Raw genomic sequence first — 13,941 nt, 5'->3', positions numbered from 1 at the left:
AAATTAAATTTTCTTTCTACCTTTCTTCTCCTTCACAAACAACCCCGCTGTATATTTTTCATACAACTCAAACAAAAACTCCATGCGTTTGGCATCGGTGGTGAAGGTTTGTTTGCTGTAGGCGGCATCAACGGCTTTGTCTAATTCGTTGTGGGCTTTTACTAAAGTGGGTGGCATGGTTAATGGACTATATAAATCTGCTAATGAACTTGAAGGAAAAGAAGCTCGCACATCTAAAACCTGTTGTGCTTTTTCTTCAATTTTTTTAATTTGTTTTTCAGATGGATTCTCAGGCCAAGGATAGTTATTGTAAACGATACTCGCTGAATATCTATAATCACTTTTCAATCTTCCACATATATAGTTAACCCAAGCCATGTGCATTGAAGAAGTGACTATTCCAAAATGAAACAAATTTGCTCCAGGTATTGAAAAACATGAATTATTTAATATATCATCTTTAGTCATAAAGCCAATTGGTATATATTTTCTGTTTTCAGATGAATGTGAAGGAATTAATATATAATTTGATAATGGTTGTCTATTTTCTGTAAATAAAGTAGGTTTAGTAGCCCAATTTATTGTTGCGGTTTTCGTGCTTTTTAATCTCATTTTTCTTACTTCTTCAACTCTTTTTAATAGAAGGGGTAATTTTTTTAGATCATTTGGGTCTGCATCAACTAGCCATAAACAATATCTTTTTTCACCATTTAAAAATTCATGAGCAGAAATTAAAGGTTTTATATATTTTTCTGCTTTAGGCTCCTTTTCTAAAAAAATATCTTTTTCATCTTCAGTAAAAAGAAAATTTCCACCATCAGTTGGCTGACTCCCTTTGTACATCTTTGGAATTTCACAGATTGGATTAGTTCTTTTTGAAATTAATAAATTTTTTGTGTCAACTAGATATGGATTTATGTTTTTTACTTTGAGTTCGTGGGCCTCGCCTTTTATGTCTTCGTATTCAAATATTCTTTTATTTATTGAATCAAAATTTGCGAAACCAACAATTACACAATACACTGCTGCGTTACCTTTTGCTTCATTACTCCATTTAAAAGTGCGATGCGCAAAGTGAATATTAACCCCATATTTATTAATCATTTGTCCCCATAAAATACTTGTTTGTTCGCCTTGAACAATAGAATTAGTAGAGACAAAAGCTACTTTTGTTGTTGTGCCTTGAATATATTTAGCCGCTTTTATATACCAGCCTGCTACATAATCTAATACGCCACTACCTTGAATATTATTAAAGACTTTTACAATTTGATTTCTTTGAAATTGTGTCATCACATTTGACCCAATAAATGGTGGATTTCCAATGATATAATCAAACTTTGAATCTGGTTTTATTTCTGAAAATTCATCAACAATTTTATAACTTTCAACTCTTATTTTTACTGAGCCGTAATTTGGGATGGGCTCGTTTACTTTTGAATTTACAATAATTTCTGCATCTTTTGCGTCAAAATATGAGATGTTATTTTCTGAAATTATTTGATTCCAATCCAGTTCCATTGCATCTCCATGTACTATTTTAGCTGATTTTTTAAGGGGTATTCTAAGCATCCTTTTTCCTGTTTCAGCACCCGCATTCATGTTCATTTGATGATCCATTAGCCATAAAGCCACTTCAGCAATACGAGCAGGAAATTCTTCATATTCGATGCCATAAAATTGATCTACATTTACTCTGAAAAACATAGAAATATCTATAAATTCCATTTGATAAACTCGTAAATTTAGCTTTTGCAAACTTAAAATCACTTTCAATTCTAAAAGTCGAATTTCTCTATAAGTAATAATAAGGAAATTACCACACCCGCAGGCGGGATCTAAAAATTTTAAACTTACCAATTTGTTATGAAAAGTAGTTAATCTTGCAGGGTCATGACTGCATTTTTCAAACTCCTCATACAATTCATCTAAAAATAAGGGTTTGATTAATTTCAAAATATTGCTTTCGCTGGTATAATGTGCTCCAAGGCTTCGTCGTTCTTTTGGATTCATGACACTTTGAAACATGGAACCAAAAATTGCAGGCGAAATTTGACTCCAATCCATATAGCAACATTCTAATAAGGCTAAACGCATTTTACTGTCAAAGCTGGCAACTGGCAAGACTTCTTCAAATAATTTGCCATTAATATAAGGAAAATGATTTAAGTCTTCATCTAAATTTTTAAAACGCATGTCTTTTGGTGTATTTAAAACCTGAAACAATTCCTGAATTTTAGAGGCCAAATCGCTTCCATCCTCTGAAGTACGTTGTTCTATATAGTATTGAAATTGTTGTTTCAAAAAAATGGTGGTGTCTTCGGCAAACAAGCAAAATAAAATACGAACCAAATATACTTCTAACGGATGTCCTACATAGCCAATTTCTTCTAATCGGTCGTGGAGTTTGCCCATCAATTCGGCTGCTTTCACATTTGCAGGGTCTTGTTCCTTAAGTATTTGTTTTTGATACCCAATCATTTGATTGAAATACCGTACATTCAAAACCAAATCTTTTAATAAAAAAGTATGTGTGGTTTGTTCCTCCACATCATACAAACGAAAATTTTCAAAATCGGAAACTAAAATATATTTTGGCAACTCATGAAACTTCAGCCCGTGTGTATAATCTAATGCCTGTTCAAAAGCTTTGTCTAAATTTTTACCTCGGCTTTTCATTTCAACTAGAATCATGCCTTTCCAAAGCATATCAATGTAGCCATCCGCTTCAGAAAGTTTCTTGACACGGTGTTCAAAAGTTCCTATTTTCTTGCGAGGTATTCCAAAAACTTCAAAAAAAGCATCTAAAAAAGGTTTCGCATCTGCTTCTTCATTGGTGGTATTTTTCCATTCTTTGGAGAATTTTACCGCTCTTTCTTTGATTTCATTCCAATTGAGTGCCATGGTTTGTAAGTTGAAAAATTAAGGCTTCAAAAATAAGAAAAAATTACAACAATTATACTATTTTGTTTATCCAAATTTTTGGATTTGAATTAACAAATAATTTGTCATCATGTTCATTTTTATTAAGATAAAAGTTCATTTTTTAAAAATAAATTTTATATTTGAAGCCGATAAAAAGAATTTTTTCAATACATAAAAAAATTGTTACATGAGTTTAATGCGTCGCTTATTTCCATCAAAAAAAATTGTTTGCCCTCGTTGTTTGGGGAAAAAACAGCTTGATTGGGATATTATTAGAAAACTCGATATGGAATTGCGTTGGGAGCCTGGCAAATGTGCTTATTGCAACGGAAATGGCGAAGTATCTATTGATATTATTCGGAAATTACCTGTAAAAACACCTTATTTAACCACATCATTGTCTAGAAATGAAAGAAATAAATTGATAAATGGTGATATAGAGCTGATTCAAAAATTGCAGATGAATGATTATTTTATAGAACTAACAATTAAACAAATTGTTTATTTACATTTTGAAGTTCATTTGAATATCGATCAAATAGCAGGATTTTTAGTTCTATCGAATGATAAAATAAAAAATAATATAGAAAACGTACATCATTATATCAATAGAGTGATTGAGAAAAACAAGTATAACTATCAATAAATTTACTTTTTTATAAAAAAAATAATATATATATTACTTATCTTTATTTTTTTGTTATGTAATTGATTTAAACAAAAAACAAGAGTATCTATCAACAAAAGTGGCGAAATTGTTTCAAAAAAAGGCTCTTAATTTGTAGATGGATTGTTTGATGGGGCTGAAAAATCGTTTATGAATTCAATTGAGATTTCAAAAATATTGCAACAAAAAGCACAATCAACAGGAAAAATATTAATAAATTCCAAGAATGACAAAGAAGATTTTTTAAGTATTTATGTCGTTTTTTATAAAAATTTTAAATATTAAATTTAAATAAAATTCTATAACGAAAACAAACAGGAATATTGTAGGCTAACACAAGCCATTTATGGTAAGTAAAATAAGGCTCAATATTTTGAAATTGATAAAACAATAAGCATAAGTGGTAAAGGTAAAATTATTTTAGAATAGATAATAAATTTATGACATCAACAGAAAAAACACCAGATGATTATATCAAATCATTGCCTACAGAAAGGCAAGAATATGTAGCAAAAATTAGAGCAATTATCCTCGAAAATTTGCCCAAAGGCTTTCATGAAACCATGTGTTATGGCATGATTGGTTATGTAGTACCACACGAAATTTATCCAAAAGGCTATCATTGCGATGCCAAACAAGCCTTGCCTTTTATGAATGTAGCTTCGCAAAAAAATTTCATCTCGTTGTATCACATGGGCTTATATGCAGACGTGAATTTGACCAATTGGTTGTCTGAAGCATATCCAAAACATTGCAAATACAAATTGGACATGGGAAAAGGTTGCATCCGATTTAAAAAAATGGATGATATTCCTTATTTATTAATTGCCGAATTGGTAAAAAAAATGACCGTTTCAGAATGGATAAACCAATATGAAACGGCCTTTGTAAAAAAATAACACAGTTATAAATAACTATTTTAATATTTCATTTATAAAATTGATAAAATGCTGCCAAGAACGTTGTGCTGCCTTTTCATTATAAGCAGCACCTTGGCTGTTGTCTGTACCTGCTTCTGGATTGGTAAATGAATGTACAGCATTTGCATAATAAATCATTTGCCAGTCGGCTTTGGCTGTTTTCATTTCTTGTTGAAAAGCATTCACCTCATTAGCCGAAACAAATGGGTCGTCTGCACCATGACAAACCAAAACCTTTGGTGCCATTTGATGGATTTCTCTAGTGGCCTCTTTGGCCAAACCACCATGAAACGAAACAACACCTTGAACTTTCATATTGGCACGTGCAGCCTCTAAAGCCCCTGTACCTCCAAAACAATATCCAATGACTACAATTTTATTTGGATTTGCTCCATTGATAATCAATTGATTTAAAGCCAATTGGATTCTTTTCAAATACAATTCGTAATTTTTTTTATAAAAACCCGCTTTTTGTCCTGCCTCGGCATTGTCTTTTGGCACATTGCCTTCGCCATAAATGTCGGCAATAAATGCAAAATATCCCAACTTACTCAATTTTTGGGCCGTTACTTTAGATAAATTATCAATGCCACGCCAAGCTGGCAAAATTAATATGCCTGGTTTGTCTTTCAGGTTTTTTTGAGGCTTACTTACAAAACCATTTAATTTTTGGGTTTCATCTTGATAAATAATCGGTTTTAATTGAGCATTTGTAGCAATTACCCAAAAAAATAATCCAATAAGTGTTATGTTTTTCATTATTTTACATGTAAAATGTTAATTTATATATAGTATTTGGTTATTATATTCATTTTATATTATCTTACAAAAACTAAAGTATTTTCTTTGGACAAAGTAGTATCAAATTGATAACCCTCTATATCAAATTGTTTCAAATCGTTGAAACTTTCTATTTGATTGTCCATGATATACCGTACCATCATACCTCTTGCTTTTTTAGCAAAAAAACTAATTACTTTTAGTTTTCCATCTTTATAATCTTTAAATTCTGGAGTTATTACTGGAACTTTAAGCAATTTTGTATCAATAGCAGAAAAATATTCAACACTAGCAAGATTGATAAACAATTCATTTTTTTGTAACTCTTTGTTTAATGATTTTGTTGTTTTTGTCTTCCAAAATTCATACAAATTTTTGTAATTACCAATTGCTAATGGAGTTCCCATTTCTAATCGATAGGGTTGAATTAAATCCAAAGGTTTTAAAATACCATATAACCCAGACAAAATACGCAATTTGTCTTGAAGCAAAGGTAATTTTGACACCTCCAATGTTTCAATTTGTAATCCATTATATACATCACCGTCAAAAGTATAAATGGCCGGGCGGGCATTTTGTTCATCAAAAGGGGTGTGCCAATCTTGATTTCGTTGCCAATTCAATTGTGCTAAGTTATCAGAAATAGACATCAGTTTTTTTAAATCCTGAGGTGTTTGTTTTTTTAACACTTTATGAATAGCAATACTTTCCTTTAAAAACTCACAAGATGTATGGGTAGCTATTGGAATATGTTTTTCTAAATTTAATGATTTTGCTGGTGATATGATAATTTTCATAGGTTTTAATCTATAAATTTATAATATCTTGCCCCAACAAGCACTGGATTTTCCTTTTCAATTCGGTCTAAAACAAATTCATTTTTAGGAGCTATAACAGCCTCTTTACGTTCTTTTTTGTGCAAAACGGTGTAGGTTTCAAAATCTATTTCGTGGCATTGATCCAAAGTTTCAAATAATTGAATATCTTGCAATACAGACTGCCATTGTGGCATGACTTGAGCTTCCATCACTTTAGATTTTGAACCACTACCATAAGCAATAAAGCCCATTTTATGGTTAATTATATCATTATTTTCTTTAAAATGATAGCATAAAGTAGATAACATTCCTAGAAATATTGAACCCGTATAGATATTTCCAATTTGTCCCGAAGCAATTTCAGAAGGTCTAATTTTATCATTTACAAAATTCAAATAATCCTCACTTTTGGCAATCCCCTTTATGTCCTCTTTATAAGTTGGGTCGTTGGGATTTAATAATACATTAGGGTTTTCTTGTGCAAAAATTTCAACAAAAGTACGTCTCCCTTGAAAAGCATAAGGCAGGTGCATCAATACATTAGTCCAATTTTTATAAATGGGACCGTTTTGTCCGCTTTTTTGTTTGTAGTTAAAATAAGCTTCAGTAATACGTTGAATGTAGCAAGTGTTTGAATATTGTCCGTCAAATACGGGTTGCTCCTTATAAATGGCAACTTCTTGCTCTAATACTCCAAACCACTCTGGATTATCGCTTTGATTGGTAATTTCATTTTTAGAAATGATTCTTCTAGGCTTAAAAAAATCAAAAACACCTTGAGTAGCTAGCCCTACAACAGATTCAAACTTTAAAATTCTTGGATTTGACGTAATTAACATTGCAATAGAACCTGCTCCTTGCGTATATTCGCCCGTAGAATTCAAATCGTATTTGGCATTATCGGTAGCCACAACAATGGCTTTTTTATCAGGATGGAGTCTAATATAATCTAAGGTGTTTTGTAAGGCATCAAACGCTCCAATACAAGCAAAAGTCATGTCCACTACATCACAATTTTTAAAGACTCCAATACCTAATTTTGATTCCAAATTGGAAATCAAATAAGATGCAATGGGCTTTGAACTGTCCACACCACTTTCAGACCCAACATATATTCTATCTATTTCATTTGGATTAATTTGCTCTTTATCAATTAGTTTCCAAACGGCATTTGAAGCAAAAGTTACAACGTCTTGATATACATCTGGAAATGACATTTTTGTAAGTCCAAGTCCTTTTATAAGCTTGTCTGGTTCAATATTTCTATTCTCGGCCAATGTTTTGATGGGCAAAAATAATTGAGGTATGTCAAAGCTGATACTATCGATTCCAACATTCATATTGTTTATTGTTTTTTAATAATTATTAGACAAAAGTAAAAAAAGCCATTCTCAAAATCGACTTGAAAATGACTTTTTTTAGCACAAAACAAGCAGTTTTATGATAATGATAAAAAATCAGTGAAATTTGTATAATTCTTTAACAAACTCATCGAAATTCTCCATTATATGAAATACTTTAATGCGATTATTCTAAAGATTCAAATGTATTTCCTTGTTTGATATCGCCCGTTTGAAATCCTTTCATAAACCAATGTTTTCTTTGTGCCGAAGTGCCATGCGTAAACGATTCAGGTACAACATGCCCTTGCATTTTAGACTGAATAGCATCATCGCCAACGGCTTGTGCAGCACTTAATGCTTCATCAATGTCGTCCACATCCAAATATTTTTGATTGTATTTTGCCCAAACTCCTGCATAAAAATCGGCTTGCAATTCTAATGCAACAGATAGTCTATTGGCTTCTGCTTCCGATTTTCCTTCTTGCATTTGTCGCATTTTGGTAGAGGTTCCCAATAAATTTTGTACATGATGTCCTACTTCATGAGCAATGACGTAAGCAATAGCAAAATCCCCTCCTTTTGCACCAAAACGGGTTTGGAGTTCTTGAAAAAAATCTAAATCCATATATACTTTATGATCGCCCGGACAATAAAATGGCCCTGAAGCAGCAGATGCACCGCCACAAGCTGTTTGCACTTCGCCAGTAAAAAGAACCATTTTTGGTTTTTCATATTGACCATTGTATTGTTCAAATATTGTTGTCCATACATCTTCGGTATCTGCAAGTACGGTGGCAGCAAACTCACCCATTTTTTTGTCCTCTTGGCTTAATGGAGCAGCGGTAGTTTGTTGCGTTTGCTGATTTTGTTGCACTTGTTCCAACATTGGTGTCAGCATTTTGCCAGTTTGTCCACCAAATAAATTGAGTAATAATATAATAATTCCAATAGCTCCGCCACCTACGAGCGCTTTACCTCCACCAGAAACGCCACGTTGGTCTTCTACATTATCACTTTGTCTTCTTCCAATCCATTTCATATTTTTGATTTTAAATGTTTCTTAAATTATGGATACAAATTAATTATTTTTAATTGAAACTTACAACCATTTTTGAAGAATTTTTTCCAAAATATCCTTTGTTATGGGTTTGGTTGCATAGTCATTCATTCCAGCATCTAAACATTTTTTGCCCTCTCCTACAATGGCACTAGCTGTTAGCGCAATTATAGGTAAATTTTTAAAAGCATCCATTTTTCTTATGGCAATAGCAGCTTCAAATCCATTCATAATGGGCATTTGTATATCTAATATGATTAAATCAGGATTTATTTTTTCCAAATTTTCAACTGCTTGTTTGCCATCGTACAATTCAAAAATTGTTGCATTTGGGTATATTTTTCGAACTAATGCAACGGTCAGTAGCATATTAATTTTATTATCTTCAACAATTAATATCTTAACTTGTTTATTTTGATTGTCATCAAAATCAGGTATTTCAAAATGTTTAGGTATTAAAAGCGATTCTTTTTCAATAATTTCTGTATCATCTTTATCAAAAGTAATATCAAAATAAAAATGGCTCCCTTTGTTATAGGTACTCTCCAATTGGAGTTTGCTGTCCATCAATCCCAATAAATTATTTGAAATGGTAAGTCCCAAACCTGTACCACCAAACTTTCGGGTTGTTGAACTATCTTCTTGTGAAAAGGCTTTAAAAATTTTATATTGATTTTCTTTTTGAATGCCTATACCAGTATCATGAACAGAAAATCTTAATGTGTATTTTGAATTATTGACATTTTGCAACATTTTTATGTTAAATGTTATAGCCCCTTTTTCGGTAAATTTTGTTGCATTGCTCAACAAATTAAGGAGCACTTGTTTAATTTTAAAATTATCGGCCAATAAGTTTTTTGGTATTTCAGTATCAATAAAATTATTAAATTGAATGTCTTTTGAAATGATGTCATGTCGAGTTAAGTTGATAACACTATCTGCAAATTCCTGAAAATCAGTTCTTTCCATATCGAGCTCAATTTTGCCTGATTCAATTTTAGAAAAATCCAAAATATTATTCACAATTTCCATTAACATGTTTGCAGATTCATGAATGGTATTCATTTGTTTGACTTGCACTTCATTCATTTCTGAATTGACAAGCAAATCTGTAAATCCAATAATTCCATTCAATGGAGTTCTAATTTCATGCGACATATTGGCTAAAAATTCTGATTTAGCCCGGTTTGCAGCTTCAGCAAATTCTTTATCTATAATGGCTTTTTCGGCAATCTTTCGTTCTGTAATATCAATATAAATTCCACCAATATACAAAATTTCACCATTTCGGCGAATAGCATCTCCAATTTCTTCAATCCAAACAAAATCTCCGTTTTTCTTAATAATTCTATATATAGTATTGAATTTTTTGCCACTCATCAAAGCGTTTAATTGTTGGTTATAAACCAAATTTTTATCCTCTGGATGAATCAAATCAATAAAATATATTTTGTTGTCTAAAAAGTCTTGTGTATTGTATCCTGTAAGACTTTCGATGGCATTATTAACATATATTTTTGTAGATTTATCATCAAATTTAGACAAATATACGGTACCTGGAATGGTGTTTACAATGAGCCTAAAACGTTCTTCGCTATTAGTAATTAAGGTATTATAAATGTTTTTTTCGATAGTATAAGAAACATTATTTGCCAATGTTTGTAATATTTTGATTTCATTAGATATCCAAACATGATCACTATTTGTGAAATCAAATGCAAAATAGCCATAAATAGCATTATTTACTATTAATGGTAATAATATAATGATTTCAATTCCTAATTTTTGCAAACAATTTTTATATTCAGATTCAGGAATATCATCTATTTTAGCATGATAATAATGAAATTTTGAACCCCGTTTAAACAAATTTTCAATAAAATCAAATGGCACATTTTGATATTCTAAATAGGCAGGTTCTAATTGATTGCTTGATTGAAGCCAATTGTATTTTTGTTTAAAAATATTTTCTGTGCTATCAAATTCAAAATAAGATAATCTATCAGGTTGTGTAACTTTTGCAATAGCATTAATGGTAATTTCAAAAACTTCTTCTGTAGTCTTATTGGTAATAAATTGTTCCGTATTATTAACAATTACAGATAAAAGCTCATTTTGATAAGCCAAATTCTTTTCTGCTTCTAATTTTGTACTAGATTCCATGGCAATGGCAATTAAATCTGCAATTGATTTAGCAAAATTAATATCCTCGTTATCCCAAATTTTATTTTCGTCAATGGCACTCAAACATAAAATACCTTTTATTTCGCCATTGATAATGATTGGTGTATCCAACATGGCCTTAAAAAGCGATTTAAAATGATTTTGATTCAATTCAATCGAAATTTCCGAAGGGTTTTCTAGATCAATAATAATTTGTTTTTTGGTTTCAATTGTATTAAAATATTTAAAAAAACCAGCACGATTCATTTTTTGTTTATCCAAAGAACAAATGTTTTCTGATGAAAGCGAATAATGACAAACAAGCAAATCGGCACTATATTTCCAAAAACTTACAGTATCTATTTGAAGGGCTTCAAACGTAACATTCAAATATTTTTGAAGTATTGCATCAAATTTTTCTAAATTAAACTGTCTTTTTATAGATAAATATCGTAAAGTTTCATTGTATTTTTTAATTTTTTCTTCTCTTTTTTGTTTTTGAAATTCTAACAACTTATATTCTGTTACATCGCGTCCTATTAAAAAAAATCCCGTTACCTTGTTTTGAAAATCTCGTTTGATCGAAACTTTTTGTGAAATCCAAATTATGGAACCATCTTTGCAAATTAAAGGTATTTCTAAGGCCGAAAAACAAGTCATTTCGGGTGATATATATTTATAAAATTGAACAAATTGTGGTAAAAAGTTAGATTCAATAAAATATGTAACTCGTTTATTTTTTAATTCCTCATGTGTATATCCTGTAATTTTTTCGGTAAATTTATTTATAAAAGTTACATTGCCATATACATCTAATTCGCAAATAATTTCATTGGCACTTTCTATTAATCCAATATATTGTTTTTGTAATTTAATTTGATCCGAAACGTCATGGCCAATATGAATAATTTGATTATTTGTAAATAAAGTATCATTCCATTTGATGTGTTTAAATTCGCCATTTTTAGATTTTGTAATATTAATTTGCGAAAAATTAAAGTTATTTTCATCTAATATATTCGATAAAAAAAGTGTTTTAAAATTTTTACCTATAAAATCCTTTGGCATCATTCCTAAAACTGTGGCAATACCATCGTTGCAATATATAATTTGATCATTTTTATCTGCAATAATAACAATAGAATCTATACTTTTTAAAATTTCATTAGATATTTGTAAGTTTTCATTTTGAATATCAATCATAAAACTAGTCAAATAACTTGATGTAAGTAGAAATAAAGAAGTAAATACTATAACTAATATATCATTAAATAATAATACATTATTAAATAATAAATTTATTAATAATATAACGTCAATAATTACAAATATTTTATATTTTTTTATATCATTACAAATGATATGTGATAAAATTAATATAACAAAATAATTTGAAAGTGTTACTTTGTCTATTTGAAAATGGGATATTAAATCATAATATACAATAAAAAAGTAAGCTAAAATAAATAACTGAAATAATATAACCACATTATTAAAAAACCATTTTATTTTTCTTGCAAAAAAATACATTAATAATGAACTTATCCCAACTATACTAGTTATATTTGAAATAAAATCTTCTCTGACATGGTAAAGTTGATATACCATCTCTATGGTTGGAAAAGTAAATCCAATGAGTAAAAAACCTAAACTGTATATAGCGTTAAACTTGTTTGAAGCTTTGATGTTATTTTTATAAATAACTTTAGATTTTTTTACTAATATATTGATGCATAGGCCAAATAATATTATAAGAATTACGATAAAAATAATACTTAAATAAACGTAATTATTTATAAAATTAGATTGTATATCTAAACATCTAAAACAATTAAGAGAATTGATTTTACATAAATCATAAAATAGGCTAATTATATTATTCATCTTACAAAAAAATTAATTGTTTGGGGCAATAATTTGTTTTTAGTTTAATATTTAAATTAATTTGACTAATTTTTTTAAATATTTTATTTTATTTCCATAAGGGGCATATCTAAATGGAAGATCTAGCCAATTGTATTTATAAATAATAGATTTTTGATGACAAAAGTTATCAAAACTTAACTTACCATGATAAGCTCCGTGCCCTGAATGGCCCACTCCTCCAAATGGTAATCGTTTATTAGTAAATTGGATTACAGTATCATTAATACAGCCGCCACCAAAACTGTATTTTGAAATAATAGTATTATAAAAATTTTTATTAGTTGAAAAAACATACAAGGCTAATGGTTTTTCATATTTTGAAATAATGGCTTCTATTTGAGACTCATTTTCATAAGTTAGTATTGGTAAAATGGGGCCAAATATTTCATCTTGCATAACCAAATCGTCAAAATGTGGTTCATCTATTAGGGTTGGGGCAATGTAAAGTGATTTTTCATCAGATACTCCTCCAAATATCACTTTCTCATTGAGCATGTGATGTAACCTTTGCCAATGTGATTTGTTTATAATTCTTGCATAATCTGGTGATTGAAAAGGATTTTCTGAAAAAGCATTGACAATTTCAGTTTTCAAACATGCTATCAAATCTGATTTAACCGCTTGATGCACTATAACATAATCGGGTGCTATACAGGTTTGACCTGTGTTCATAAATTTTCCCCAAACTATCCGCTTGGCTACTAATTTAATGTCGTTATTTTGATCTACAATACAGGGATTTTTACCTCCTAATTCTAAAATGGTTGGTGTTAGGTGTTTTGCAGCATATTGTGCCACTATTTTACCAACAGCAACACTCCCTGTAAAAAATATAAAATCCCAACGTCTTTCTAGTAAGTTTTGGGCTACTATTTTATCACCAAGTACCACTTCTACATGTTGTTTTTCAAATACTTCGTCAATAATTTTTTTCAAAATTAACGAGGTGTTTTCTGAAAGTTCCGATGGTTTTAGTACCACTTGATTACCCGCAGCAATTGCAGCAATCATTGGACATAATGCCAATTGAAAGGGATAATTCCATGGCGACATGATAAGTACTTTACCAAATGGTTCTTTTATAATATAATCTTTCGACGGAAAATTTAAAAGTGAAGGCCAAACTTTTTGGGGTTTAGACCATGAATTGATATTAGAAATGGCATCCTTTAAATCATTTTGAACAATATTAATTTCTGTTAGAACAGATTCTAGTTCGGGTTTTTTGAAATCAAGATATAAAGCATTTATGATATCTTTTTCATAAAATAATATCGTTGATAATAATTTTTTTAGTAACTGTTTTCTTTTGCTTATATTTGAACGATATTCCATTTTATTT

At 29.9% G+C, this 13,941-nt stretch carries 9 protein-coding genes; 2 read left to right on the top strand and 7 right to left on the bottom strand.

The annotated features are described in order from the left end of the window. Positions 1 to 3: 3 nt before the first annotated feature. Positions 4 to 2,904 carry a class I SAM-dependent DNA methyltransferase gene (locus FBFL15_RS07835; protein ID WP_014084078.1) on the bottom strand — a complete coding sequence of 967 codons (2,901 nt, stop codon included), beginning with the start codon at positions 2,902 to 2,904 and terminating at the stop codon, positions 4 to 6. 208 nt (positions 2,905 to 3,112) lie between these two features. On the opposite strand from FBFL15_RS07835, the gene FBFL15_RS07830 reads away from it, so the two are divergent. Beyond that, on the top strand, positions 3,113 to 3,571 hold the full coding sequence (locus FBFL15_RS07830) for a hypothetical protein (RefSeq protein ID WP_014084077.1): 459 nt from the start codon (positions 3,113 to 3,115) through the stop codon (positions 3,569 to 3,571). 461 nt (positions 3,572 to 4,032) lie between these two features. Next, a complete protein-coding gene (locus FBFL15_RS07825; protein ID WP_014084076.1) occupies positions 4,033 to 4,491 on the top strand; it encodes a DUF1801 domain-containing protein in 459 nt (152 codons plus the stop codon). Positions 4,492 to 4,506: 15 nt separating this feature from the next. Here FBFL15_RS07825 and FBFL15_RS07820 read toward each other — a convergent pair whose 3' ends face one another. From FBFL15_RS07820 to FBFL15_RS07795, 6 genes are all read right to left on the bottom strand, one after another. Next, positions 4,507 to 5,271, bottom strand: a complete 765-nt coding sequence (locus FBFL15_RS07820) for a dienelactone hydrolase family protein (protein ID WP_014084075.1) — start codon at positions 5,269 to 5,271, stop codon at positions 4,507 to 4,509. A 59-nt stretch (positions 5,272 to 5,330) separates the two neighbouring features. Further along, positions 5,331 to 6,089 carry a peroxide stress protein YaaA gene (gene yaaA, locus FBFL15_RS07815; RefSeq protein WP_014084074.1) on the bottom strand — a complete coding sequence of 253 codons (759 nt, stop codon included), beginning with the start codon at positions 6,087 to 6,089 and terminating at the stop codon, positions 5,331 to 5,333. Between the two features lie 5 nt (positions 6,090 to 6,094). Next, a complete protein-coding gene (locus FBFL15_RS07810) occupies positions 6,095 to 7,450 on the bottom strand; it encodes a hydroxymethylglutaryl-CoA synthase family protein (protein ID WP_014084073.1) in 1,356 nt (451 codons plus the stop codon). A 187-nt stretch (positions 7,451 to 7,637) separates the two neighbouring features. After that, a complete protein-coding gene (gene ypfJ / locus FBFL15_RS07805; RefSeq protein ID WP_014084072.1) occupies positions 7,638 to 8,492 on the bottom strand; it encodes a KPN_02809 family neutral zinc metallopeptidase in 855 nt (284 codons plus the stop codon). Between the two features lie 60 nt (positions 8,493 to 8,552). Next, entirely contained in the window at positions 8,553 to 12,281 is a 3,729-nt protein-coding gene (locus tag FBFL15_RS15750; RefSeq protein ID WP_158309092.1) for a PAS domain S-box protein, read from the bottom strand. Between the two features lie 327 nt (positions 12,282 to 12,608). Further along, entirely contained in the window at positions 12,609 to 13,934 is a 1,326-nt protein-coding gene (locus FBFL15_RS07795; protein ID WP_014084070.1) for an aldehyde dehydrogenase family protein, read from the bottom strand. Positions 13,935 to 13,941 lie beyond the last annotated feature (7 nt).

It is taken from the genome of Flavobacterium branchiophilum FL-15 (assembly GCF_000253275.1).
In the GTDB taxonomy this organism is placed as follows: Bacteria; Bacteroidota; Bacteroidia; order Flavobacteriales; family Flavobacteriaceae; genus Flavobacterium; species Flavobacterium branchiophilum.
This window is presented reverse-complemented; position numbering and strand designations above follow the sequence as displayed.